This is a genomic window from Chryseobacterium nepalense (genome assembly GCF_023195755.1).
Classification (GTDB): Bacteria; Bacteroidota; Bacteroidia; order Flavobacteriales; family Weeksellaceae; genus Chryseobacterium; species Chryseobacterium nepalense.
In genome coordinates this window covers 1,776,448-1,802,746 of the sequence record NZ_CP096203.1, presented here as the reverse complement: position 1 = coordinate 1,802,746, position 26,299 = coordinate 1,776,448, and the positions used below count along the sequence as shown (strand labels likewise).

Genomic DNA, 26,299 nt, shown 5'->3' with positions numbered 1-26,299 from the left:
ATGCAAAAGAAAGTACTGAAAGTAAATCCCAAAGACAACGTTATTGTGGCGCTGCTGGATTTGCCTGCCGGAGAATCGGTACATCTTGACGGAGCAGATTATACCGTAGTAAAAGATATTAAGGCTAAACATAAATTTGCGGCCACCGATTTTGAAGACGGAGATCACATCATCATGTACGGAGTTATCGTTGGAAAGGCAAATCAATCCATCAAAAAAGGAGAAGTTATTACGACGGAAAACGTAAAACACCAAAGTGCAAAAGTACAAGGTAAAACCGAAACTTTAGGCTGGATTCCGCCGAATATAGATAAATGGAAAAACCGCACCTTCATGGGCTATCACCGCGAAGACGGACAGGTGGGAACGGAAAATGTATGGCTGTTCTTTCCTTTGGTTTTTTGCGAGAATAAGAATATCGAAACACTAAAAGATATTTTTGAAAAAGAACTGCTGCATGAAAAAGCAAGTAAGCATCAGCTGTTATTAAGGTCTTTGTTAAATGACGGCGAAACTTCTGATATTGCGGTAGAGGACGAAGAAGATACGAGAGTATTTAAAAATATAGACGTACGGTTCATCACGCACCAGGGTGGTTGTGGCGGAATCCGTCAGGATGCCGAAGCATTGGGAAGATTATTTGCAGGATATGTTAACAATCCTAATGTTGCAGGAGCAACAGTCTTGAGTTTGGGATGTCAGAATCTCCAGGTGCAGATTTTTATGGATGCCCTTCACACATTGGCTCCAAATAATAAAAAACCGATTGTCGTGTACGAACAGCAAAAATCAGGAACCATCGACGAAATGCTGACCGGCGTGATTAAAGATTCTTACGAAGGAATAAAAAAAGCCAATGATATTGAAAGAAAACCGGCACCCATTACCAAACTGAATATCGGTTTGGAATGTGGCGGATCAGATGGTTTCTCAGGAATTTCCGCAAACCCTGTTTTGGGAGAAGTTTCCGATATTATGGCAGCTGTTGGCGGAACCACCATGCTTGCAGAATTCCCTGAACTGTGTGGAGTAGAGCAGGAGCTAGTGAACCGTTGTATCAACGATGAAGACGGTGTGAAGTTCCTTCAGCTGATGAAAGATTTTGAAAAATCCGTTGTCGCTGCAGGATCAGGTTTTGATATGAACCCGTCACCCGGAAATATCAAAGACGGATTGATTACCGATGCCATGAAATCGGCAGGTGCAGCCAAAAAAGGCGGTGCCGCACCCATCGTAGAAGTGTTGGATTTTACGGAATACGCCACAAAGCCAGGTCTTAATCTCCTTTGTACGCCCGGAAATGATGCCGAATGTACAACTGCGTTAGTAGGATCAGGAGCAACAGTGGTTCTTTTTACCACAGGTCTCGGAACACCGATGGGAAATCCGATTGCCCCGGTGGTAAAGATTTCTTCCAACACGGCGTTGGCAGAAAAAATGCCGGATATTATCGATTTTAATGCCGGAACTGTCATCAGCGGGGACAAAACAATCCCGGAGGCGGCAGACGAGCTGTTAGAATACATCATCACAGTAGCCAGCGGCGAGGTCAAAACCAAAGCCGATCTTTTAAATCAGAATGATTTCATTCCATGGAGACGAGGGGTCTCTTTGTAATGGGTTAGTTATATTAAATATTAGGGTTGAAAATGCTTCCTGCTTCGGTGGGGAGCATTTTCTTTTTTTTGATAATAGCATGTGAACTTTGTCATTTTGTAAGAATCTCGACATGCCGAAATATTGGGTTGAGATTCCTGTGGAATAACAAAAAGATGCTAAAGTTTAAAAGAGCACTTTATTTCTCTGTCCAGTATTTCTTTTTTAAATGTTCCGTTTTCAGGATGTCACAGCCTAAAACAAATACTCTGTACACCGGCCTTTCGAGTCCGTAATACGGAATTTTATCTTCAAAGTATTCGATGTTCATGGAGGCTAATTTATTTTTCAGATCGGTAATTTTACCAATGTCCGCTGAAAAACCGATACAATGCGTCTTCGCCCATTTGTCGGATTTAATTTGGTTAAAAGCATACGCTGTGATTTCTGCTTCTGTGTTGAAGGTTTCCAGAACCTGCTTTTGTCCACGTTCCGTATAATACCAGGTAAAATGATTACCGGATTGTTCGATTCCCAACCCTTCATAAATAGGGTTTCCGTTGATCGAATAACTGTTGAAATTAAAACAGTGTTCTTTCATCCAATGTTCAAGTTCAGGTATTGTCTTTGGTGTATCGTTATCCATTTCTATATTTTTTAGTATCTGACATTAGCAAGATAATCATGCTTATGACAATAATAGCAGTTAGGCTATACCATCATCTCCCTCGGAGGGGTGGATTAATTTTCACGGAAAATTAAGAAGGGTGGTTAAATTGAATCATAAAAAGATTTCAGGCTAAAACAGATAGCGCGGATTTGAAGATTTCGGAATTGAAGCACTTACTTTCAATTAGAACTAAACTTCATTTGAAGACCAAATGTTCAATTTAGCACTTCAACTACCATATTACCAAACCGATTTGGCAGTAGTGCTTTTTCTGTTAGTCGCTATAGGGGTCCATAATTCCATTTGGTTTATATCCTTCTTTATTTTTTAATTGTCCTTTATTAATGCTTGTCAATATCTCGTTTGAATAAAGATATTTGTCTTTGTCCAATATGAGTTTGTACCGCAACATTGTCTTTATATTCCCTGTAAATTTAGGAATGTCAAACTCCCAATATTCGTCTTGTTTTAAGTAAACATTGTGATAGCTATTTCCACACGTACTACTCGGTAAATACTCAATTGGTTTCCATTTGCCTTTGTAAAATACTTCTGCTACAACATTAAGTCGGCTATCAGCGGCATCAAGTCGTACAATTGTGTCGGTTTTATTGGCAATGTAAAGTTTGTATCCATTGTACTTACCGTTGATTTTTGTAGTTTGAGCTGTATCAATTTTTAATATTAGTCCGTTCGTAGCAAGTGCTAAATTTCCCGTTATCTTTTTAGGTAAATTGTCTGAATCACCAAAACCTCCTAATGCTGTTGTGTCTTTTACGCTTGATTTCGCATAAATGTGTCCACGAAGCATAAAATCAATGTTTAAATCTTTTTTCTTTTGTCCAAATGCCTTTGAACAGAGTAGTAAAAAAATTGTTGTCGTCAATGTTATTTGTTTCATATCATGTCGTTATAGCATTACTGCCAACATTCGGCTTTACGCATTGCGTCAATCCAAACTTTAACTCCAATAAAATTAACAAAATAAAAAACATCACCCAATTTAATTCATCCAAAACAAAAAATCTCCCGCTAGCGCGAGCGTCTCGCTCGTGCTAATATTGGACACCAGCGAGACGCTCGCGCCAACAAAAAGAAGATCTGCACGCTACCATTCATAAATTCCACATCAAAAACCTTTCCCGACACATCCCACAATCCATCCAACACGTCCCACCACCTATCCCGACACGTCCATTAGAAGTCCGGCGCGGTTGTTCATGCCTCTGATGACGTCGTGAATGCCTCCGGATAGGTTATACAACCTGTCCGGAGACGTAAAAGACCTATCCGGACAGGTTGAAAGACCACTCCGAACCCGTCCGGAACCTATTGCGACTGCTTCCACCACCTCGCCCGACCATTAAACAACGTCTCCGGATGGGTAAAAGACACCACCGAACCTGTGATCAACGTATCGGGAACAGTAAACAACGTCTCCGGATGATGGCACAGCCTCTCTAGTGAAGTAAGAATTTAGGTGAAATCATAAAAATACCCCTCCGTGACTAGAAGGGGTGATTTTTGGTTGCTGTTTTATTTTTTTTCAGGTGGATCCGCAGGACCTGTACTTTTTACAAAGAACTGTTTCAGGTCTTTATACTTGTTCTCAAATCCCGCCGTTGAAGTTCCCGCTTTATACGTGGTGTATGAATAATCCATTAATGCCGACTGGTAATTGTCGAAATCATGCAGCGTTTTCGCATTGTTGAGTCTCGTGATAATGCTTTCGAGCCTGCTGATCATGGTTTCCATACTGTTGCGGGAACTGTGGTCTTTGTTGAACTCGTTCCAGTCGACTTCGGGAGAACTCAGACCTGGCTGGCTCTGGTTGTAATCGTGGACTTTGTTTACAAAAAGCTTGTTTTGCTCATTGATGCTGCCGTACCGTTTGCGGTCTTCCGGGGAAAGGTTGATTGTGATTTCAGCAAGCGCTGATTCCAATGCCGCGATGGCATCCTGGGCCGCAGTGATCTTGGCACTGCTCAAATGGGTGGAGTTTAAATTTGTTAATCCCATCATTTTGATTTTAAAGGTTAATATATTAAGAGTATTAAAATCGTGTGTTTTTTTATAGAAACGAAGGTAACAAAAAAATTTTAAAAGAGAAAACTAGCATGTGCCTATTAAAAGCGGGGCCACTGTAAAGAAAAAGTCGATGACGCGGATTTTCAATCCGTGCTGAAAGTAAATGTGTATATATAAGAGGTCACGGATTGAAAATCCGCGACATCTGGATGTTTCTTGTTATTCAATTGTTGGTAAAACTTTGTCAGACAAATATTGCTTCCACTGTGTTCCCGTAAATTCACAATTTCCGCAATGTATTTTGGCATTTGGAAAATTCGCTAGAATCAATGTTAAATTATTCCAAACGTTTTTCAATTCGTCATCCTTATTTTCAAAACTCAAATTTAATTTTCCATTAACTATTTGTAGATGCTTTAGAAAAATACCTTCTTGTGTGTGCTTAATTTTGTCTGTAAGTTGTATAAAGTATCCTTGATAGTCAGGGTAAGGGACTTGGTTCGGTAGTCTTTCATCACCTGCATAATAGCGAAACGATATGTGGTGCCCATATTTATTTAATTTCTGCTTCCAAAATTCAGGTTTAGGGATTTCATAAAGATCACTTGTCAAAAATATTTCTTTGTCACTAACCCAGGGTTTAAAAGTTGTTTTTATTAATTCCTGCTCTTCAATAACAAGATTTTCTGCGGTAAGTCGGATAATTGCAGGTGTAAAAAACTCCAGACAGATTCCATGTTCAACTTCAATAGATTCTATGGATTCAATGTAGTTGTCTTCTCCTAATAATGCAGATTTTTTATCAAAATTCCATTCTATAATATTAGAAGAAGTTATTTTAAAAGATAAAATATGTCTTTCAGAATTTGCCTTATAATTTGCTTTTGTGTTATAACCAACTATAATTTCTAAAGGATTTTCCTTTATTGATAATATGTGACCATCTTCAAAATAAAAGTTGTCAGACAACCACTTGTTAAGTTCATTGAAGGAAGTTATCGTAGTATTTAGCATAAAATACAGTATTTATCAATCTAGATTAGATTGTCATTAAAAGTAGTTAAAAAATCAATAGCGCGTATTTGCAATCCGCGCTACAAGTAAAGTCACGGATTGAAAATCCACAACATCTACTATATCAATAGTTACGGGCTTTAGCCTAAATCTACATTCGCTGACATCAATCATTCAAAATCACTTATTGTATAAATCATCCCCAAAATATTTTCTTGCTATCTTTGCCTCATTGAAAATAAAAGTATGAGTATTCACATCAGTGCAGAAAAAGGACAAATAGCCAAAGTCGTGTTACAGCCGGGAGATCCGCTTCGTGCGCAGTTTATCGCCGAAAAATATCTTGAAAATGCAGAATTGGTAAGCAAAACACGGGGCATATTTTATTATACGGGTTTATATAAAGGAAAGGAAATCACAGTAGGAGCCAGCGGAATGGGCTTTCCGAGCATCGGGATCTATTCTTTCGAGCTATTCACAGAATATGAAGTGGATACCATCATCCGGATCGGAACCTGCGGGGCATACAGCACCGATCTTCAGCTTTTCGATATTTTAAATGTAGATAATGCGGCCAGTGAAAGTACCTATGCGAAATATGCCTGGGAAATAGAAGACGAGATCCTTCCGCATCAAGGTAGCATTTACAATACCATTAACCAGACTGCAGAAGCACTTTCCCTGAAAACAAAATCCATCAACGTTCACAGCAGTGATATTTTCTACAGGAAAGATCCTGCAGTACCTGCGATTGCCACAAAATATAATTGTCCGGCAGTGGAAATGGAAGCTTTCGGATTATTTGCCAATGCAAAGCATCTAGGGAAAAACGCTGCAACCATCCTTACGGTAACAGATATTATCCCGACCCACGAAAAGATCTCTGCGGATGAAAGAGAGCGCGCTTTGAAACCGATGATGGAGCTTGCCCTGGAATCTGCGTTGAAAAGCCTTTGATGCTGCAAAAGATAATTATCCTTAAAAAATATTTCATCAAAAAAAGAGCTTTATTCAAGTCGGTAAAGCTCTTTTTTATGGGTTGAAGGATCCAACTTAAATTACTGAGAGTAAGTTCGGAGGAGTACTAGATCTAAATTTTTACAACAGTTTATATTATCAATGCTTAAAATCTGAGATAAATGCTTATATTTCCTTTCCAATAGTGAGAATTTGATTAAATTTACCTCAATAATATACATTCGTTTAGAGACATAACTAAAAACCTGTATGAATAAAAAAAGTGCCACCATCTATGATATTTCGAAGAAGCTTAACGTAAGTGTGGCAACTGTTTCGAGAGCGCTGAACAATCATCCCAGAATAAGCCAGGCCACAAAAGATCTGGTGACCAAAACGGCGAAGGAGATGAACTACAAACAGAACAATCTTGCCAAAGCTTTAAAGAGCGGGGAAACCAAAAATGTAGGGATCATCGTTCCGTTTGTCAATACCAATTTCTTTTCATCCGTGATCCGTGGAATTGAAGAAGAACTTTCTCCTTTCGGGTACCACGTCATCATCTGTCAGAGCCATGAGGATGTAAATATTGAAAAAAGACATCTCAATACCTTGCTGAATGCACAGGTAGACGGGATTTTTATGTCGGTTTCAAGAACAACCGTCGATACGTCCCATATTCAGAATATACTGGACACCAGCAATACGCCGATCATTTTTTTCGACCGTAAAAAAGATATTTCGGGAATCAGCACCGTAACCATCGATGATTACCGCGGAGGATATATGGCCACCGAACACCTAATCAAAGAAGGGTATAAAAATATCTGCCATTTTTCAGGAGATCTGAATCTTGAAATTTACCAGAACCGTTTAAACGGATATAAGCAGGCTTTAACGGATCATCATTTTCAGGTAAAAGAAGAAAATATCATCACAACAGGCAGCTCTATAGAAGCTGGCATTGAAGCAATTAAAACACTTTGGGACAGGAAGTCTGTTCCGGATGCGATTTTTTCCGCCAGTGATTTTGCAGCATTAGGTGCCTGTCAGGAACTGAAAAAGAAGAAAATAAAAATCCCGCATGAAGTGGCGGTTATCGGGTTTTCCAATGAACCTTTTACCCAGTTTATGGAGCTGCCGATAAGTTCTGTGGACCAGACACCGCTGATTATGGGTAAAATGGCGGGTCAGGTTTTTCTGGAAAGCGTAAAAGAAAGCGGATCCGGTATTTCCACGGAAAAGAAGGTTGTCCTGGCTCCTCAGTTGTACATCAGAAAATCTTCTAAAAGAAAATAATTCTCCTGCTGTTTATTTCTGCAAATTGTTATTGATATGATGCCATCCGGATTTTCTTTTTTAGATACTTTATTTCTTCTTCGGAAAGAAGAATGCATCACGATTTTCACAGATTTTTATGAAATATCAGGAAAAGAAATTCAGGATACGACAGAGTATTTAGAAGCAGAATTTGAAAAAGAAAGACTCGAATTTTTATCCCTGGAAATAAACTTTGATAAAGAAGCCGCGGTATGGGCCGCAAAAGTACTGTATCACAGTGCACAATTATATCTTATCAGGCAAGATACTGCCAAAGATATCCATAAGCTCATTCCTGCATATAAAGGAAAAAGAGATATTTCTTCCATATTATCAGCAGATTTATCCTTACGATTTTTACCACAGGTCATTTCTGTGTTACAAAATGCAGATCCCGAAGATCCATTGATTAAGATACTGGAAAATATCCTTCAGCAATTTCATTATTCAGGAATTGGTTATGATATAGAGTCGGGAAATATCAATTGGGAAGAAGAATTGAAAGACAGCACCTACCGAAAATTATATCTTGAAAGAATTGTAGAAAAAAGATCCTATCAGCTTGCTGAAATTCCTTATATCAACAACTTGCTGATTACTGAATTTGGCTTATATAAAGATATTTATTGGAAAGAATTAAAAATAACAGAAAATTAACTTCTGTATTTCTCTGTTAAAGGAAAAGGTTTATGCTGAGCCTGCCGAAGTAACTTTCTATTAAAAAACATTAAAAATATAGAATATCAATACAAATGTTTGTTATCATAAGAAAAAAAGCTTTGTTTTCTTTGCTAAGTAGAACGCCTTTGCGAACTTAAAAACAGTAGTAGTTCAAAGAAACTTTCTAATCTTTGCGTTTAAAAAAGAAGCCAAAAATTATAACACAAAAACAAATGACTCAAAATATAGAAAAATTAAACCGGGTTCTCACATACGTCAAAGATACTTTTGTCGGAAAAGATAACGTCATCGATTTATTGGGAATCTGCCTGCTCGCAAGGGAAAACGCCTTTTTATACGGTCCACCGGGAACAGCTAAATCGGCGATGGTAAGGACATTAGCAAAAACCGTAAAAGATGGAAAAAACTTCGAATATCTTTTGACCCGCTTTACCGAACCGAACGAGATCTTCGGTCCTTTCGATATCAGAAAACTAAAAGAAGGAGAGTTGCTTACCAATACCGAAGGTATGATGCCCGAAGCTTCCCTGGTTTTTCTTGACGAAATTTTCAACGCAAATTCTGCCATTCTGAATTCTTTATTAATGGCTTTAAATGAAAAGATCTTTAAAAGAGGAAAAGAAACAAGGCATCTTCCGGCGCTTATGTTCGTTGGTGCCAGCAATGTCCTTCCCGAAGACGAAGCATTGAACGCCTTGTTCGACCGTTTTCTCATCAGAATCAATGTCGATTATGTAAACCCGGAGCTTCTTCATCAGGTGCTTCTGGCCGGAAGAAAACTCGAAAACAATACCGAAACGGAACTGCCGGAAATCCTTTCGCAAGAGATCAGAGAACTGCAAAATCTTTGTAAAACGGTAGATCTGAAGCCGATTTATGAAGTGTACCTCAACACGATCATCAGCCTCCGCAATACAGGAATTGCCATATCTGACCGAAGAGCCGTAAAAATGCAGAATCTTATCGCCGCAAGCGCCCTGATCTGTGGAAGAAATGAGGCTGTTGTTTCAGACCTTTGGGTGCTGAAACACATCTGGGATACGGAAGAACAGATCGAAATCCTGGAAGGCATCATCAACAGGACCATCGAGAAAGATGAACATCCGAAAGCTCATCCACAGGCACTCCAGAATAAAACCCCCGATCCCGAAGAGGTCATGAAAGATGTACAAATTCTTGTAGAGAAGTGGAATAGCGCAGCACTGAGCTTTGAAGAACAGAATGTGATCAAAGATAAACTGAGGTATCTTCAGACCCGTTGTGACTGGATCAGAAACCCTGAACAGAAACAATATATTCAACAGGAAATTGAAAGTCTATGGCAAAAGATCCTTCAGAGCATATAAAAGAATTCTGGGCTGAAATTCCCCGCCCGCATGAAGAATATTTAGGTTCGATCCGCGATTGGAGAAATATCCAGGTCGCATTGGACGGTGAAATGATCTGGCTGAAAGGCTTTACGGCTGAGCAGGCCGTTTCACCAGATATCCAGCAGTTGCCCAGCTTTATATTGTACGAATTGCGGGACGGATTGCTGTTTCGCAAAAATGCTTTGGTTCCCAGTAAGAAAATAAGGTCAGCATTGCTTTGGACGCCTATCGATAAAGCCTTACGGCTTACATTCCCGGTTTCCAATAATAATTTTTTCGGAATTGATGAAAAAGTTGAGGTAAAACTAAAACCTAGCGAGGATGAGAAACCTGCTGTTGCTTTATTAAGTTCAATTAATGAAATAAAAGACAGTATGGTTGCTTTACCCAAATTTAAACTCGAAAAACTGGATTGGATTATCATTGATGATAAAGCGCTTTTTCTGGGAATGCCATTACTTAGCTTTCCGGGAAAAACATACTGGACAAAGGATGATCATCTTATTCCTGCAGGCTTTGATTTTGAATTTAAAAATCTGAGTTCTTTACTGCAAAGAAAATATAATGCGAACCGCGACCATTGGATTTTATGGAGTGAAAATGGCAGTTTTCTTCCTATCCTTAAAAGTGATTTCCGGAAGTTATCTGTAAGTTCGTTCCGTCTCACCGAAAAAGCAAAAGAATGGATGTAAGAGAATATTTCCGGTCTTACGAGAATTATTTCTGGGAGTGGACGACCGATGAAGATGTTCCCGATGATACAGGCTACCATGAAAACAACCTTATTTCTATTCCGAATGTAGGACCTCTTGCCTACAGAGCCTATGTCATGGGTATTCTCAAAGAATTAAAAGGACAGGGACTGCCGCCGTTCGGTTCATTATTGCTCGTGCTCTACGCGATTCAGGACGGGCATCTAAACATGGATGGGATATTTTTCTATATCAGAAAATACAAAAACGCATTTCCGGGAACAGATACGGAGAATGACGTCTATGATGCGCAAAGCTTTTTAAAAAATCTGATGCATCTCGGGAATTCGTTAAAAAGATCTTCCAACAAAATTATTCTGTTAAGGACTATTTTCAGTTATGCCCTCATCCGCATGTCCCCGGAATATTCCGAAGGAGTTATCCGGAAATTTGAACGGAAACCTCATGCTATTGCTGAATTTGCCAGAAAAGAAGAGCTGAATGTAACGGTCTTCAGGAACGATATCGAAACGCTCGCTTATCTTTATAACGAGTTTCCCACTACAGAGTCTATCATCAATGCCATGAAAGGCGTAGTTGATATTCCTGACGTAAAAGAAGAAGTACTAGAAGAGGAAACGACTATCGAAAGTGGAGCAGAATTCATTGAAGAACTGATTGAAGAACCGAAAACCTTCCAGGTCGGAAGCCTTATCAAAAGAATATGGAGCGGACTGAAAATCCCGATGCGTCACCTTTCGCCGGGAGATCAGCCCATCGGTGGGATTTCTGATATGACCAATAAAGGCGAACTTCACAGAATGCTGTTGTCGGAATTTGCCCATGATGATGAAATCTTTATGAACCGCGTTGCCAACAATGAAGCATTGTATATCCAGAGGGAAATTCCGCCGGAAGAAAATATCTTTGAAAGGATCATTCTGATCGATACTTCCCTGAAAAACTGGGGAACTCCGAAAGTCTTGGCCTTTGCTTCTGCCATTGCCGTCATCAAACATCCAAAAGCGCATTCTGAATGTAAAGTTTATGCACTAGGAGAGCACACTGTTCCCTTATCACTGAATAAAGTGGAGGGCGTCATTGACAACCTGAATTTCGTGAGCCCTGTTCTGGAAGTTTCAAAAGCACTTGAAAAGTTTTTTAATGAAGAACATACGGGTAAGGATCTGGAAGTCTTTTTCATTACCCATGAAGATAATATAAAAAATCAGAACCTCCAGAAAGTTATTAATGAGAATCGCGACCGGCTCAAGTTTCTGGTAACGACTTCGGCTAATGGTGAACTGAATTTTTTTAAGCATCAGAAAGGAATCAGGAAACATATTCAGAAAATCGTGCTTCCCCTGAAGGAATTATGGGCAAATCCCCCTTCAAAAAAGAGAAGAAGATCCAATAATGTTACAGAACAGGGAGCTAAAACGGATGTACCTAAGAATTATCCGTTACTCTTTCCTGCTCCCAAGCAACAGATTGCAACCTTTCTTTATGAGGGGGAATTCTTTATTTTGAGCAGTAAAAAGCAATTGTTGAGGACGCATCTCACCGATAATTATTACAATAAAGGATATTATGGAAGCTACTGGACACATCGGGGTTGCGAGGTGTTGTATGAAAATATTTCCGTTAAAGATCAGGGACAATTTGCCCTGGCAAAAAATAAGCAGCAACAATTTATCCTGTGCCAGTATCAGCCTGCTAAGAATTTGCTCTCAAAACTCAACATTGAAACGAAAGAATATTCGGAGCTGAATGTCTCCGGATTTGATATTCCTGCCAATGTGCAGCTGGTCTACTTCGATAAACATTTTTATCTGCATGAAGAAAAGCTGGATGAGATTTTTAGTATTACTGTAGAAGGAGAAGTTTCCATGCAAATGGTTCGAAATGATGCTGAAATTGCTAAAAACATCGGGAAAGTCTATATTGAACTGGACAAGCTGAAGTTTAATAAATTTAAAATATTAAGCAATTTTACTCTAGTCGGAATCAACAGTGAGCATAATCTCGTTTTCTCTAAAAGTGAGCTGAAAAATTATGGAAGTACGCTTTATCTCATGAAAAATAAATTGCCGATTATCATTAAGGCAAATCAGATTAAAAATAAATTTACTTTTTCTGAAGGAAGTGAGATTATTACAGATTCACGAGGGATCATTACATTCAGAAGTATTAATGCCAATATTCCGGTATTTTATATGCCTGCTTTGGAACATCGTGCTGCTGCGTTGGCTTCGGATACCGAATTTACCGGTGCAGAATATTATCTGCCACAGCATACGTTGCTTAAAGTAAAAGAAATGCAGGAAATGTATGAAGCTTACCTGAAAAGATTTATCGACCAAATACTGGAATATGGAACTGAAGATTAAGCCTTTTCCGAAAAATAATTACCCAAAAACTGGAGTGCTGATCAGAAGCTCCTCACCACAGGTATGGCTACAGGAAATGGAATTGCTGGGTATTGATCTTAATGCAGTTCAGTCATTTGCGATCCCTTCGCAGGAACCGAATGTTTTGTACGGATGTTTTTTTGTCTTTACTCATAATGCTCCCGCTGATATCGGGCAGCACAGTTATTTTCAATGTTTCGACAATCGATTATTTATTCCTGAAAATACCGATTTCTATCCTAAGCTTATTGCTGAAGACTGGAAATATCAGGACGCCCGATATATCATTATGCACCCGGACTTTGGGCTTGTCCGACTGAAAGAAGAGATTGACTGGCTAACCGTTTTGCAGGACTCCGTGAGGACAGAATCGGGCATTAGAAAGCCACTAAACGGAATATATGTTCCACAAAAGATCCGGAGCTTTCAGGTACATATGAATGATGACGATCTGCTGGAACAGCTGATGAATCCTCAAACGGACGAAGAATGGATGAAAAATCTTCCTTTTGATCTGAAAAAGGTAATGGAAGGAAATCTGGAAGAAATAGAAAAATATATCGCTTACATTATTAAGTATCCGGAACGGGCAGTTTATTTTGGCGTTCCGTTGGATATTCACGGGACTTCAAGAGGGGGGTGGGGAGATTTTAATTTTGATTTCGGAATGTTCGGGATGGGCGGCGACCCTATTGGTGCGGATAAGCAGTCTCAAAATTCATCTGAAAAATCGAAAGATTCGTGGAAAGTATTAATCGGATTTATAGTGCTTGTTGTTATTATCATTTTTGTGATAGATTCTAAGAAAAACAATCAGGAAGAAATCCCGGTTTCTCAGGTCTCAACAGATCTTTACAATGATCACAATGTTGAGACGGCACCTGAAAACAAGCTTGCTTTTGAATCCGGAGTTACCAAAATTGATATGGTTATCGATTCTCTGTACGGAAAAGAAAGAAGACAGCTGATACAGGAATATGAACAGGTGAATGGAACCGGAGACGTGATTTTGTGGAAGATTGAAGAGTACAGACTGAAAGAGAAAAAATCCAGAGATTCATTAAAGAATGTTTATCTTAAAAAGACAGAAGATCTGGTAAAACTTAAAACAGAAGGCTATCACACAAAAATCCTTGATTCCATCAGAAAAGATCCTTCCAATACGATGACAAAAATTTCTCAGAAACTTCTTGCTGATGATCTGTTGGAAATGAGAAAAAGAGTTGTATCTGATTCGTTGTCAAGAATCTATGGGACTTTGCATACTACAGATCCAACGGTGGTCTTCCATAAAGAAACAGGAAAGAAGATTTTTAATACATCTGGAGATGTCGAAAAAGGGAAAACTTCCGTTTCAGAAATTACCTGGATGATCCTGGCAATGATGGGTTTGGTGGCCGGGTATTCCTATTTTGTAAGGAAAAAGCCATTATATATGGGCGGTGAATATGTTTCTGAAGGAATCAAAATGATTCTCATTATGATACTTGCGGCCTCTTTGTTATATATTTTCTATCCGCTCATCAAAACATTCGGCTATAATTGGCTGGTATGGCTGCTGATTATCGGCGTTATTGTGCTTCTGTACAGATTATTCAGTAAGGATATGGACATTTTAAAATCAGGAAAGAATGAGAAATAGAAAATTTTTAGATAAATTCCTGGTTGCTTTTTTTGTACTGGTGCTTTTTAAAATAATTGCGATTATTGCACAGTGGTCACAGCAAGCGATACAGGATGCATTAGCAGGCGTATTTAAGTTTATATTTTTTGTCTGTATCGTTGTGGTATTGATTGTTTTGCTTCAAAGTAAAGAGAAAGATCCTCTGCCGCCCGTGCAGAAAAAATATGGTGGTAACGGAGTTCCTTTAGATTCATCGATATTCGATCGATTAAAAAGTATGTATGAAGATATTGCCGAAAAGCATATTCAGAATAATGAATACAAAAATGCAGCGGTCGTTTATATGAATTTGCTTAAAGATTATTACCGAGCTGCTAAAACACTGGAGAACGGCGAATTTTATAACGAAGCAGCAGCTGTCTATCTCAAAAAGCTTAATAATAAAGCGGATGCTGCAAACTGCTATGTGAACGCTAAACAGTACGACAAAGCAATTATTCTCTATAAAGAACTTCAGCAGAAAGAAAAAGTGGGCGACCTGTATAAAATGATTGATGATTTTGAAAATGCTTTTCTCTTTTATCAAATGGTTGTAGACGATTATCTAATGAGTTATCAGATGGTAAAAGCTTCCCTGATATATCGGAATAAAATGGATATGCATCAGGAAGCACAGAAAGTACTTCTCAGAGGTTGGGAAGAAAATCACGATCCGCTTAATTGCCTGCAACAGTATTTTGATAATATTGGTGATGTTAAAAAGCTTGAGCACGAAATTCTGCAAATCTTCGGACAGACGCCTTCTGATAAAAAGATCATTTACTTGGAAGCCATGAAGCAGGAATTTAAAAAATCTCCGGAGCTTCGGGTTCCTACAAGAAATATTGCGTACGAAATCATCGCTGAAAAAGTAACGACACGTTCGGAAATCGTGAATGAATTAAAACATTTCAATCCCGATGATGAGGTCATTTTAAAAGACATTTCAAGGTATAAAACAAGCAGGAATAAAATGTTCAGAAATTAAACTTTTCAAAAAAACATTTATCTTTGCGGCAACAAAATTATGACAATACAAAGAGCACATATCAGTTTAAATCTATGCGATCGCCCTGTAGTAAAGGGATCGTTTGGATATGAATGGATGTTGTTGAGTGGGGCAAAATGTGCTTTCTTTGAAAATTGTTTACTGTAAACCCGTAAAAATTTTATCAAATAGTACAGGAACGCCTCGATTTTCGAGGCGTTTTTTTGTGTTTTAGGAGAGAAATTATTTAGAATGAAAAAAAATAACCATAAAATTGAAAATTTTTTAATCAACAATGAACAATTAATAATAAAATAAGAAGTGATCAATAAACCGATGAGAGACAGTCATTTAGGTAGTAAAAGTATCTGCGAAGTATTGCGGACAGATATTTTCTATATTAAAAATATCGTTTAATGTGTTGATTTTCAGGTGATTGAATGAAAAATAAATTTGTGAATTAAAAAAAAACATATTTACTTTGCAACCGAAAATTGAAAGCAACAGGTTTTCAGCATTTCAAAAACTTTTTAAAATAATAAAATGAAACAATTTAGAAACATATTTCATCAACATTCAGAATTACACGGACAAAAACCAATGGATTTGGTGTGTGCATGTGTTCTTGATAATGGATTATTAAATAAAAGGTGCTTATATAAATGGGTCAGTTAGTACACTGACACGTCTGAAAATATAAAGCGCCTCCCCTAAAGAGGCGTTTTTTTATGCTTTATGGTTTCTCTAGCTTATTGGTAAAGCGTCGGTTTGTGGCACCGGAGAATAGGGTTCGATCCCCGGAGATACCCAAAAATGTGAATAGTGAATTTGTTTCACAAGTGAATTTAAAAAATTGACAAGCAAGTGAATTACAATTTACTATTCACAACATCAACAATCTCATAGCTCAATAGGTAAGAGCACCGGTCTTTTAAACCGGGGGTTGAAGGTTCGAATCCTTCTGGGATTACAAAAAGTGAATGGTCAATGGTGAATTTAAAAATTGACAAGCAAAGCGCATTGACATTGACTATTTACAAATCAAAGGTCTATTGAGGTAATGGTAACCTTCCCGACTGTCTCTCGGGCACTGCGAGTTCGATTCTCGCATAGACCGCAAGAATGATGGATGTAATTGTTTCAAAAAGAGAAGAGGAAAAGTCTGTCAGTGCAGACGATCTTTAGCAAAAAATCACAGGAATGTAGACAGGCTTCTTAACTCAGATTGATGCTTTAATAAAAATGGATGGTTTAACATAATATAAATTTTAGATAAATAAAGTCTGTCAAAGCGCAGAAGTTCTTATATCAAACAAAAAATTAAGACAGGCTTTATTTTTAAAGAAAATTTAAATAAAAGAGCAATCACAAATGTGGAATTATTATCCCATTACTCATCAAAACGATGGTTCGCCGAAGTGGAAGAGTCGGGGCGGTCTGCAAAACCGTTGCGTAAGCTGAGTGGGTTTGACTCCCACAACCATCTCAAATAACTAAAATGAGATTAGTTCCGAAGAAAAGAAAAGTCTGTCAAAGCGCAGACGTTCTTATATCAAACAAAAATTAAGACAGGCTTTGTTTCTTCAAAAATAATTGGAACAGTTGTGTAGATGGTCTGCACGTTAGTCTGAAAAACTAAAGGTACAGGTTCAATTCCTGTCTGTTCCGCAGAATAAGAACAAGCAATATATTAAAGTACTTATTAAATATGATTTAATTACTCATTACCTATTGCTTATAAAATTGATTCATAATTGGCAGCACACAAGACTTTGACTCTTGTTGTTCAGGTTCGAAATGCAAAGCATTCGTGAATACATAAAATGAATAAGAAAGGAAATGAACAATCCTCATGAATCAGCAAAAAACTACTCCGATGATGTAATGGCAGCATCTCAGTCTCCAAAACTGATGGTATTGGTTCAAGTCCGGTTCGGAGTGCAAGAATGTTAATGGTCAATGGTGAATTTGCTCCGCAAATGAATTTTAAATTGAGAGTACAATGGATTTACGATTGACATAATTATTAAAATTTAAACAAAACAAAAACATGTAGAAAAATGGAAACGCAACAACAAGTATGGCAAAATATGAACGGAAAAATTTTCCAAAACTCTATCACACAGCTGGTAGAAGAAGCCATCATCCGCGAACAAGGCAGTGGATACCGACTGAAAGTATGTGTGGGATCAGATTCCCATGTTTACGGAGACGTTATTAATTATGCTACGGCAGTAGTTTTTATTCGCGAGGGAAAAGGAGCGTTTACCTTTATCAGAAAAGAAAAAGAATTCCAGCGCATCAGTATCAAAGAACGTATGTTGAATGAGGTGAACAAATCCGTAGAAATTGCTTATGCAATCTGCGCAGTACTGGATGCTTACGGAGTAGAAATGGAGGTGCACGCAGACATTAACACCGATCCGGATTTCAAGTCCAATGTAGCGTTAAAAGATGCCATGGGATACATTCTCGGAATGGGTTACGTATTTAAAGCAAAACCTTACGCATTCGCGAGTTCTAACTGTGCGGATATGATGGTATAATAGCTAAAAGCAGCGCAAATAATTACAAATTTAAACTTGCGTTTTAGTACGGAAATCTCACAGGTTTTCAAAACCTGTGAGGTTTAAAAAAAAATAATTAAAATTTAAAACAATGAAACAAAATATATTTTTTACAGCAGACCATCATTTCGGTCATGCCAATATTATAAAATTCTCCGAAAGGCCTTTTGAGTCGTTGGAGCATATGAATGAAGAACTTATTAAACGATGGAATGAGAAAATAGGTAAAGATGATACCGTCTACCATTTAGGAGATTTTAGCTTAGGCAAACCGGATTTTACCAAAGAAATTCTGGATCGTTTGAATGGAAATATTCATTTGATAAAAGGAAATCATGAAGGAGCAGCATTAACGTATCCAAAACGATTTGCGTCCATCAGGGATTACCACGAATTAAGAATTGATGAAGCCGACAACAGCAACGGCAAACAAAAAATTATTCTTTTTCATTACTCCCTCAGAACATGGAACGGCTCACACCGTGGTGTCTGGCAATTATACGGCCATTCGCACGGAACATTGCCGGATGATGAAATGGCATTAAGTTTCGATGTAGGGGTAGACTGTCATAATTTTTATCCTGTTTCCTACGAAGAAGTAAAGGAAATCATGAATAAGAAAAAATGGACTCCGCCTTTTGCACCGAGAAATTAAAGCGATGGGGAAAGGATGATGGAAGCAGGAAGTAAATGCGTATGTTAAAACTTCTCTCCCTTAAGGTTAAAAAATAATTTTACTACGCAAAAACACTGCGTAATAGGAATTTTATTTTGCATCATCAAAAAGAACAATACTAAAATTTTGAAAGACAAATTTTAGTCAAAATATCAGGCAGGTCTTGTTGAGTGTTTCGGTATATCACCATTGCAGAATGATTTGTTGAGGAACATGATTTCGTTCTGTTCAGCTTGACCTGAAGGTTTGGAAGTCGCCAAAAACTTCTACCATACGCTATGGGTCGGAGGTTCGAATCCTCCTATTTCCTAAAAGGAAATATAACTCAGTCCGGTTAGAGTAATAGCATTATGATTTGTGGGTTCGAGTCCCACTGCCAATGATGATTGGTATGGCGGAAATGGTATACGCCTACATTTAGTTTGTAGATCAATTTTTAAATAGACTCAAAATCTATTTTTTCGCGAGTTTTGGGTATTCTCATCAAAAATATCCGCACTGGAAAATCCGGGATGTTTTCGGTTGTTAAATCAGCGTTCTGAAAAAGCCTGTAAGAAAAGAGGTTTTCTAAAATTGAAACGGTATGGAAGAGCTTATCATTTCAGACAAATGCTAAAAGGACGGTCTTTAGCGTGAGCGATGGTAACGGATATCCTTTTTTGTCAGCAAAAAAGATAGAAGTGAACGTAGCGACCCGGGTTGCAGGAAATGCTGTGGCGAGGGACACGCCCAAGATCTGATTTCAGTATAAATCTGAAAATTGAGTTTGAAGTCAGTGGATTTTTGTTAAACGCTTTGCTTCCGCATTTTTTGGAAGAAGAGATCACGGATTTCCTTTTATTAAATAATAACTGTTAAAAAATAAAAATCATGATAAAAAATGTACACATTAAAGCATACGAGAGAGGTCTTGTTTTCAGAAACGGAAACCTGATCGACATCCTGAAAGAAGGGAATTTCTGGATTTTTGGGAATAAAACGGTAGAAATCTACGATATGAAATATTCTTTTAAAAGCAATACTGATCTTACTCTTTTGCTGAAAAACGAAGGGCTGAAAGACATGCTTGATGTTGTTGAGGTAAAAGACGGTGAAATTGTGCTTGTTTACGAAAACGGGATTTTCAAAGAAGTACTGAACGTAGGACAATATGCTTTCTGGAAAGGTATTTTCAACAGAACATTTCAAAGAATCGATTTAGCGAAAGTGGAAATTACCGAAAATATTTCTAAGACAATTCTGGAAAATACAAAGCTCAAGGGTTTTGTTAGAAAATTTGTCATCACCAACCAGTATAAAGGTCTTTTGCTGATCGACGGAAAGCTGGACCGCGTTTTAGAAGCCGGAACATATTATTTCTGGAACAATGAAATTTCTGTAGAGGCAAAAGCCATCGATACCAGAATGCAGCAAATGGAAATTGCAGGCCAGGAGCTTCTGACGAAAGACAAAGCGATGCTCAGAATTAACTTTTATGTCCGTTTCCAGGTGGAAAATATTGTAAAAGCCTTAATGGAAAATAAAGAATATGATAAGCAATTGTATATTCTGATGCAGCTGGCTTTACGGGAATTTGTCGGAGCTTTAACTCTTGATGAGCTGCTTCTGAAGAAAGATTTCGTGGGAAAAGAAATTCTTCAGAACCTTGGAAATAAAGCCGAAGATCTCGGTCTGAAAGCTGCTGATGCCGGAATCCGGGATGTGATTTTAACGGGAGAAATGAAAGAGATCATGAACCAGGTTTTAATTGCTGAAAAGAAAGCTCAGGCCAACACCATTATGAGACGTGAGGAAACAGCTTCTACAAGAAGCCTGCTGAACACCGCCAAACTTATGGAAGAAAATGAAGTGCTCTGGAAGCTGAAAGAAATGGAATATATGGAGAAGATTGCTGATAAAATCGGAGATATTACCGTATCCGGAAATAATAATATTGTTTCTCAGCTTAAAGAGATTTTTGCAAGATAAACTAATACCTGTCTTTATAGATTCCGGCTTTGCGAATGCAAAGCCGGAATCGTTTTGTCACGAAGTCTTCTCCAGCCATTCTTCGTAAGAAAGAATTCCCAGTTCCGGTTTTTCCTTACCTTCAAGGATAGAGATGAATTCCAGCTGATTTCCGTCGGGATCATTAAAGTAAATCGCCAATGCCGGCATCCAGGCAAAAACCATAGGTTTTTCAGATCCGTTTTTCAGGAAGTTGTAGGGGATTAAATTTTTATTTTTGAGAAACTCAACAGATGTATTCAAAAGATCTTCCTTATCTACTCTGAAAGCAAAATGCCGCGTTTGCAGGTTTTCTTTCTGTTCCCAGAGACCCAGCATGAAATCTCGATCTTTTCCCACCCATAAAAAAGCAATCCGGCGGTTTTCATCCTGATGAGCTAATTTCAATCCTAAAACTTCTGTATAAAAATTGATGGCATTTTCAAGGTTACTCACCTGGATATGGGTTTCATATAATCCTTTGATCATAATTTTAGTTTTAACAGAACAAAGCTATAAAACAGATGTATCAAATATTAATATTATCCATTTCTTAAACTAAAACAGCTGATAGATAAATTTAATTTTTACTAAAGCCAATAATAGCATACTATTGGATGGTGGTTGTATAGTGACTACCTTTGCTGCAAAATGAAAAATACCACCGCTTTATTCGATTTCTCACAGAAAATAAATTTTAAAAATGAACTGCTAGCCGGCTTCACGGTTGCTATGACCATGATTCCTGAGTCACTTTCTTTTGCGATTCTGGCCGGGCTTTCACCACTTACGGGTCTCTATGCAGCATTTATGATGGGATTGGTGACCGCAGTTTTCGGCGGCCGTCCCGGAATGGTTTCCGGCGGAGCTGGCGCTACCATTGTTGTTCTTATTGCCTTAATTAAAAGCCACGGCATAGAATATCTTTTTGCCACCGTAGTTTTGGCCGGGATATTTCAGTTGATGGTAGGTATTTTTAAATGGGGTAAATTTGTAAGACTAATTCCGCAGCCTGTAATGTATGGTTTTCTGAACGGTTTGGCTGTTATTATTTTTATGGCACAGGTTGAGCAGTTTAAAACTGTAAATGAAAACGGAATCACCGGCTGGCTTCAGGGAACAGCACTGTACGTAATGCTGGGCCTCACTTTGCTTACTGTTACCATCGTTTACTTTTTTCCGAAAATCACGAAGGTGGTGCCGGCTTCTCTTGTGGCTATTCTCATTGTGTTTGGAATTGTTAACGGTTTTGGAATTCACACGAAGACTGTTGCCGATATTGCAAGCATCAGCGGAACGTTGCCACATTTTCATATTCCGGATCTTCCTTTTTCACTTGAAACATTGCAAATTATTTTTCCTTATGCACTCGTTATGGCAGGAGTCGGACTGATAGAATCACTTCTTACTTTATCAATGGTGGATGAAATTACCAATACAAAAGGAAATGCGAATAAAGAATCGGTCGCACAGGGACTTGCCAATATGACCAATGGATTTTTCGGTGGAATGGGAGGCTGTGCCATGGTTGCACAAACCCTGGTAAATCTTAATGCTGGTTCCCGGGCAAGGCTTTCCGGGATTATTGCATCCGTCACAATCTTAATTATCATCTTAGTTGGGGCTCCTTTCATAGAAAAGATTCCGATGGCGGCACTCGTTGGTGTTATGATGATGGTGGCCATCAGTACTTTTCAGTGGGTTTCTATCCGAATTGTCAATAAAATGCCGAAATCTGATATTTTTGTTGGGATTACAGTCGCTTTAATTACAATCATATTACATAATCTTGCACTTGCCGTATTGGTAGGTGTTGTTATTTCAGCATTGGTTTTTGCATGGGACAATGCCAGAAGAATCCGCGCAAGAAAATATACGGATGATAACGGAATTAAATATTATCAGATTTTCGGACCCCTGTTTTTCGGATCTGTTACTACTTTTATTGACAAATTTGATCCTGTAAACGATCCCGATCAGGTGGTAATTGATTTTAGAGAAAGCAGAATTGTGGACATGAGTGCCATTGATGCTTTAGACAAATTATCTAAAAAATACGCGGAACAACAAAAAACTTTACATTTAAAACATCTCAGCGAGGATTGTCGCAAAATGCTGAAAAACGCTGAAGCGGTAATTGAAGTCAATATTCAGGATGATCCTACGTACAAGGTAATGCCGGAGAAGTAGAGTAGTTGTGTTTGAGGGGTTTAGGTTTTGATAATGTTTGTGTGTTATCATCGCGTTAAATAAAATTCTCTTTCACTAATATTAAATTCAATTGCGGAAAATCATAAAAATTTCTTAAAACACCGCACAACATTTACCCATTAATTTAAAAATTTTATCTTTGGATTAAATTGACATCAGAAGAAAAATCGATGATAAGAATAAATGTAACTTATTGACATCTTTTTTCAGGAATTAAGCTAAATAAACTTTTAACTAAACCGTTTTGAAAACAGATATTGACATCCATAATCATTCACATTTTTCCTTTGATTTATGGCTTACCTTAATAAAATCTCACCCCGAATTTAAAACAAAAAGAGTTGAGCTCTTTTCTTCATTTTTTGAAGTGAAAAAGCCGATAAATGAAGTGGCAAAAATTGTAAAATATTACGATGATCTTTGCAATTCCATTAATGAGGTTATCGGAGGAAATGTAGATACTTTTGAAATTTATCTTCTTATTCTGAGTGCTTTACAAGTTGATATAAAACAGATTAATAAAGGTGAATTAAACGAATTCTATCAAAAAAGTGAAGAATTGTTTCTGGAATATAAACCTGTGGTGATTTTCGAAAACCTGCATGATTTTTTTGATGAAATTAAAAATCAGGGAAAAACAATTAATATACTAAGCAATACAGGTTTTATTAAAGGAAAAACAATGAGGAAATTTCTGATTAATGAAGATCTTGATCAGTACATTGATTTTCACATTTATTCTGACGAAGCCAACTGCTCCAAACCGGATCCGAAAATATTTCAGGGAGTAAAAAATCAGCTTAAAAATCAGGATTTAGATTCCGCACAGATATTACACATCGGAGACAATCCTATTGCAGACTACAAGGGGGCAAAAGATTTTGGTTTCAATGCACACTTACTTAGACCCAAAATATAAATTATGAACAAACGATACAGCTTACATCACATCCATTCTGCAGATGAATTTACTTTCTCACCCGCAGAATACAGCTATTTCAAGTATGGAGACAAATCGTATGCTGCAAAATTTGCCAAAGAATTATTCGAAGGATTTATTTCAGCACATGAGTACATCCTCGATACAGATAAAGATATTGTTGTTTTGCCAAGTCCGTACATGGCAATTCCTACTGCCTCCAATTTTTTATGCTTTTACTTTAAAAAGCATCTGGATTTTTATCTGTTTCAGAAAGGAAAGAAATCAAGCATTCTCTCAAAAATCAACAGAAATCATACATACACGACGGATTATGGAAATTTGAGCTTCGAAGATCGCAAAAATCTGATTGCCAATGATACTTATTATCTTGATAAAGATTTTCTTAGAGGAAAACTTTGTATTTTTATAGACGATATCAAAATAACCGGAAGTCATGAGTTTACCGTGAATAAAATTCTTGATGAATATGAGGTAGAGGCAGATTTTTTGTTCATGTATTACGCGGAACTGATGAATTTTGACCTTGATCCGAAAATTGAAAATTATTTTAATTATTATGCGGTAAAAAGTGTAGAGCACGTCGCAGAAGTAATGCTGAAACCAGGTTTTCAGTTCAATACAAGGATTGTAAAATATATTTTAGGCCTGGATTCAGGTAATTTTGATTATCTTTCGTCTAAAGTAAAGAAAGAACAGATGGATCAGCTGTTGGAACTGGCGATCAGCAACAATTATCATTTAATAAAAGAATACGAAAACAATATTAATACATTAACACAAACTGAACTATATTATGGCTATTAACTTACAGAAAGGACAAAGAGAAAACATAAACGCCCCAAAATTTACCGTAGGTTTAGGATGGGATATCAATAATACTTCTACGGGAACAGCTTTTGACCTCGATGCCTCTTTATTTTTATTGGGAGAAAATAAAAAATTGGTTTCCGATAATCACTTTATTTTTTACAATAACCTGGAATCTCCTGATAAAGCAGTGATTCATACGGGAGATAATTTAACAGGAGAAGGCGCAGGCGATGATGAGCAGATTAAAATCGACCTTACAAAAATTGATCCGGCTGTGAAAGAAATCACCGTTGTGGTAACGATTCACGAAGCAGATTCCAGAAGACAAAACTTCGGACAGGTAAGAAATTCTTTCATCAGAATTTTTAATACAGATACCAACGAAGAAATTTTAAAATACGAACTTGACGAAGATTTCTCCATTGAAACAGCAGTAGAATTCGGAAGAATCTATAACAGAAACGGCGAATGGAAATTTGAAGCCGTAGGAAGCGGTCAGAGAGAAGGTCTCGAAAAATTTGTAGAAATCTATCAATAATCTTATCATGGATAACCAACCTAATCAACCCATAGATCCGCTTGGATCAATTGAACCCTTAAAAACATTTGAACCGACTCCGATGGATCCTCCACCGGGACAGGTGCCAAATACACCTCCGGCCCCGGTGGTGGACAGGGAAGGAAATGTAAACCTTACCCAGTTACCATCTGAAGAACGCCAGAAATACGAAGTTCTTGCAGACTCTATTGATGAAACGAATCCGGGATCCATTGTGAATTTCGGGGCAGATCTTCAGAGAACATTATCAAACCAGAGTGACAGCTTCCTTGGGAATGTAAGACGGTCCAACTCGGGAGAAGTCGGAGAACTGATCAATAATTTATTGGTGGAGCTGAATTACGTTGATGTAGAAGAGCTTAATCAGAATAAATTCAAGAGCTTCTTAAGCAAATTGCCTTTCATGAAAAGCGTAATGACCCAGATTGAAAATCTATTTGCAAAATATGATAAGATCATCAACAATATCGATCAGATCTCATATAAAGTAAATGCAGGAATTATTACTTCTACAAAAGATAATGCTGTTTTACAGACCATATTTGAAAGTAATATCACTGCAATCAAGCAAATCGAAGAGCTGGTGATCGCCGGAAACCTAAGAATGGAAAAGGCGGGAACGGAACTTGCTGCAATGGAAGCTGCGCCGCAAAACTATCAGGATTACCAGATTGCTGACAAAAGAGATTTTATTGCGAGATTAGACAGAAGATTAGCCGATCTTAAAGTCGTTCGTCTGATCATGATGCAGTCGCTTCCGCAGATCAGACTGGTTCAGAACAATAACGTATCTATTGCTGAAAAAGCGCAGACTATTCTTACGACAACGCTTCCGCTTTGGAAAAATCAGCTTTCTTTGGCAGTGGCCATGTACAGACAGCAGCAGAATATTGAAATTCAGCAGAAAGTTTCTTCGACAACCGAAGAGATTTTAAGAAAAAATGCAGAACGTCTCGGCCAGAATTCAATCAATGTTGCAAGAGCCAACGAGCAAACTGTTGTATCAATTGAAACGCTGAGAGAAACAACGTCAAAACTTATCAATACATTGAACGAGGTAAAACAGATCCAGAAGCAGGGTGCGGAAGGAAGAAGAAAGCTGGATCAGGATCTGATGACTCTGGAACACGAACTTAAAGCAAACGTTAGAGGATAAT

The 26,299-nt window shown here is 37.8% G+C and carries 22 protein-coding genes and 7 tRNA genes; 24 read left to right on the top strand and 5 right to left on the bottom strand.

From position 1 onward, the window contains the following. The gene (locus M0D58_RS07805) at positions 1-1,617 is read left to right on the top strand and encodes a UxaA family hydrolase (RefSeq protein WP_248394744.1); all 1,617 of its coding nucleotides are present in this window, start codon (positions 1-3) and stop codon (positions 1,615-1,617) included. A gap of 178 nt (positions 1,618-1,795) precedes the next feature. Here the strand turns inward: M0D58_RS07805 and M0D58_RS07800 are convergent, their stop codons facing one another. The 4 genes from M0D58_RS07800 to M0D58_RS07785 all read right to left on the bottom strand — a co-directional run bounded on the left by M0D58_RS07800 (position 1,796) and on the right by M0D58_RS07785 (position 5,308). After that, positions 1,796-2,242, bottom strand: a complete 447-nt coding sequence (locus tag M0D58_RS07800) for a hypothetical protein (protein ID WP_248394742.1) — start codon at positions 2,240-2,242, stop codon at positions 1,796-1,798. A 298-nt stretch (positions 2,243-2,540) separates the two neighbouring features. Then, positions 2,541-3,167 carry a hypothetical protein gene (locus tag M0D58_RS07795; protein ID WP_248394741.1) on the bottom strand — a complete coding sequence of 209 codons (627 nt, stop codon included), beginning with the start codon at positions 3,165-3,167 and terminating at the stop codon, positions 2,541-2,543. Between the two features lie 635 nt (positions 3,168-3,802). Beyond that, positions 3,803-4,285 (bottom strand): hypothetical protein, encoded by a 483-nt coding sequence (locus M0D58_RS07790; RefSeq protein WP_248394965.1) that lies wholly within the window; start codon positions 4,283-4,285, stop codon positions 3,803-3,805. Positions 4,286-4,513: 228 nt separating this feature from the next. Continuing rightward, on the bottom strand, positions 4,514-5,308 hold the full coding sequence (locus M0D58_RS07785) for a metallophosphoesterase (RefSeq protein ID WP_248394740.1): 795 nt from the start codon (positions 5,306-5,308) through the stop codon (positions 4,514-4,516). Positions 5,309-5,554: 246 nt separating this feature from the next. Between M0D58_RS07785 and deoD the strand changes: the two genes are divergently transcribed. The 18 genes from deoD (at position 5,555) to M0D58_RS07695 (ending at position 20,601) form a co-directional block, all read left to right on the top strand. Then, the gene (deoD, locus tag M0D58_RS07780) at positions 5,555-6,265 is read left to right on the top strand and encodes a purine-nucleoside phosphorylase (RefSeq protein WP_248394739.1); all 711 of its coding nucleotides are present in this window, start codon (positions 5,555-5,557) and stop codon (positions 6,263-6,265) included. Between the two features lie 270 nt (positions 6,266-6,535). Beyond that, entirely contained in the window at positions 6,536-7,564 is a 1,029-nt protein-coding gene (locus tag M0D58_RS07775) for a LacI family DNA-binding transcriptional regulator (protein WP_248394738.1), read from the top strand. A gap of 36 nt (positions 7,565-7,600) precedes the next feature. Continuing rightward, positions 7,601-8,242, top strand: a complete 642-nt coding sequence (locus tag M0D58_RS07770) for a hypothetical protein (RefSeq protein ID WP_248394736.1) — start codon at positions 7,601-7,603, stop codon at positions 8,240-8,242. 236 nt (positions 8,243-8,478) lie between these two features. After that, positions 8,479-9,612, top strand: coding sequence for an AAA family ATPase (locus M0D58_RS07765; protein ID WP_248394735.1), 1,134 nt, complete (start codon positions 8,479-8,481; stop codon positions 9,610-9,612). After that, entirely contained in the window at positions 9,585-10,328 is a 744-nt protein-coding gene (locus tag M0D58_RS07760; protein WP_248394734.1) for a hypothetical protein, read from the top strand. Before M0D58_RS07765 ends, M0D58_RS07760 begins: the two co-directional genes overlap by 28 nt. After that, positions 10,319-12,718: a hypothetical protein gene (locus tag M0D58_RS07755; RefSeq protein ID WP_248394732.1), complete on the top strand. Its 2,400-nt coding sequence runs from the start codon at positions 10,319-10,321 to the stop codon at positions 12,716-12,718. The genes M0D58_RS07760 and M0D58_RS07755 overlap by 10 nt, the downstream gene beginning before the upstream one ends. Further along, positions 12,702-14,381: an APC family permease gene (locus M0D58_RS07750; protein WP_248394731.1), complete on the top strand. Its 1,680-nt coding sequence runs from the start codon at positions 12,702-12,704 to the stop codon at positions 14,379-14,381. The genes M0D58_RS07755 and M0D58_RS07750 overlap by 17 nt, the downstream gene beginning before the upstream one ends. Continuing rightward, complete coding sequence (locus M0D58_RS07745; protein ID WP_248394730.1) at positions 14,371-15,390, top strand: soluble NSF attachment family protein; 1,020 nt, start codon at positions 14,371-14,373, stop codon at positions 15,388-15,390. The genes M0D58_RS07750 and M0D58_RS07745 overlap by 11 nt, the downstream gene beginning before the upstream one ends. 737 nt (positions 15,391-16,127) lie before the next feature. After that, a tRNA-His gene (locus M0D58_RS07740) sits at positions 16,128-16,199 on the top strand. Between the two features lie 87 nt (positions 16,200-16,286). Continuing rightward, positions 16,287-16,360 (top strand) — tRNA-Lys (locus M0D58_RS07735). A gap of 76 nt (positions 16,361-16,436) precedes the next feature. Beyond that, positions 16,437-16,507, top strand: a tRNA-Asp gene (locus M0D58_RS07730). 287 nt (positions 16,508-16,794) lie between these two features. Further along, positions 16,795-16,876: transfer RNA gene (locus M0D58_RS07725), tRNA-Cys, on the top strand. 109 nt (positions 16,877-16,985) lie between these two features. Further along, positions 16,986-17,058: transfer RNA gene (locus tag M0D58_RS07720), tRNA-Phe, on the top strand. A 202-nt stretch (positions 17,059-17,260) separates the two neighbouring features. After that, positions 17,261-17,331, top strand: a tRNA-Trp gene (locus M0D58_RS07715). A 119-nt stretch (positions 17,332-17,450) separates the two neighbouring features. Then, a complete protein-coding gene (locus M0D58_RS07710) occupies positions 17,451-17,936 on the top strand; it encodes a ribonuclease H-like YkuK family protein (protein WP_248394728.1) in 486 nt (161 codons plus the stop codon). Positions 17,937-18,048: 112 nt separating this feature from the next. Continuing rightward, positions 18,049-18,612: a metallophosphoesterase family protein gene (locus M0D58_RS07705; protein WP_248394726.1), complete on the top strand. Its 564-nt coding sequence runs from the start codon at positions 18,049-18,051 to the stop codon at positions 18,610-18,612. A 335-nt stretch (positions 18,613-18,947) separates the two neighbouring features. Then, a tRNA-OTHER gene (locus tag M0D58_RS07700) sits at positions 18,948-19,012 on the top strand. A gap of 491 nt (positions 19,013-19,503) precedes the next feature. After that, the gene (locus tag M0D58_RS07695) at positions 19,504-20,601 is read left to right on the top strand and encodes a slipin family protein (RefSeq protein WP_248394725.1); all 1,098 of its coding nucleotides are present in this window, start codon (positions 19,504-19,506) and stop codon (positions 20,599-20,601) included. 57 nt (positions 20,602-20,658) lie between these two features. Here M0D58_RS07695 and M0D58_RS07690 read toward each other — a convergent pair whose 3' ends face one another. Continuing rightward, entirely contained in the window at positions 20,659-21,108 is a 450-nt protein-coding gene (locus tag M0D58_RS07690; RefSeq protein ID WP_248394723.1) for a VOC family protein, read from the bottom strand. A 162-nt stretch (positions 21,109-21,270) separates the two neighbouring features. Here M0D58_RS07690 and M0D58_RS07685 point away from each other — a divergent pair, with 162 nt between their 5' ends. The 5 genes from M0D58_RS07685 to M0D58_RS07665 all read left to right on the top strand — a co-directional run bounded on the left by M0D58_RS07685 (position 21,271) and on the right by M0D58_RS07665 (position 26,298). Beyond that, positions 21,271-22,809: a SulP family inorganic anion transporter gene (locus M0D58_RS07685; RefSeq protein ID WP_248394722.1), complete on the top strand. Its 1,539-nt coding sequence runs from the start codon at positions 21,271-21,273 to the stop codon at positions 22,807-22,809. A gap of 265 nt (positions 22,810-23,074) precedes the next feature. Further along, positions 23,075-23,749, top strand: coding sequence for an HAD family hydrolase (locus tag M0D58_RS07680; protein ID WP_248394720.1), 675 nt, complete (start codon positions 23,075-23,077; stop codon positions 23,747-23,749). A 3-nt stretch (positions 23,750-23,752) separates the two neighbouring features. Then, positions 23,753-24,577 (top strand): phosphoribosyltransferase family protein, encoded by an 825-nt coding sequence (locus M0D58_RS07675; RefSeq protein WP_248394718.1) that lies wholly within the window; start codon positions 23,753-23,755, stop codon positions 24,575-24,577. Further along, a complete protein-coding gene (locus M0D58_RS07670) occupies positions 24,567-25,121 on the top strand; it encodes a TerD family protein (protein WP_248394717.1) in 555 nt (184 codons plus the stop codon). Before M0D58_RS07675 ends, M0D58_RS07670 begins: the two co-directional genes overlap by 11 nt. Positions 25,122-25,128: 7 nt before the next feature. Then, the gene (locus tag M0D58_RS07665) at positions 25,129-26,298 is read left to right on the top strand and encodes a toxic anion resistance protein (protein ID WP_248394716.1); all 1,170 of its coding nucleotides are present in this window, start codon (positions 25,129-25,131) and stop codon (positions 26,296-26,298) included. The last annotated feature ends 1 nt before the right edge of the window (position 26,299 follow it).